The sequence below is a fragment of the Frigoribacterium sp. AC759 genome, assembly GCF_979256015.1.
In genome coordinates this window covers 1-238 of sequence record NZ_CEEDMT010000186.1, presented here as the reverse complement: position 1 = coordinate 238, position 238 = coordinate 1, and the positions used below count along the sequence as shown (strand labels likewise).

Below are 238 nucleotides of genomic sequence, written 5' to 3'. Positions count from 1 at the left end.
TAACAAATATCTTCAGATTGGTGTTGTGATAAAAGTTCCCACGAATTTCCCTTTTAGCCCTGCAGCGGGCAGTGCCGCAAATCAAACTGTTAGCTCAACAACGAACGTTACGGAGTACGTTGTAAAGCCAAAGGATAATTTGAATATGCTGGCTGAAAAATATGGCACAACTATTAATGAATTAAAAGCGCTTAACAATTTAAGTGGCAATAATTTGAGCATTGGCCAGGTTTTAAAA

The 238-nt window shown here is 37.8% G+C and carries 1 protein-coding gene; it reads left to right on the top strand.

Going from position 1 to position 238, the window contains the following annotated elements; all coding sequences use genetic code 11:
• A partial coding sequence (locus ACZ6JE_RS15585; protein WP_464319538.1) for a LysM peptidoglycan-binding domain-containing protein occupies window positions 1-238 on the top strand: 238 nt, incomplete at both ends.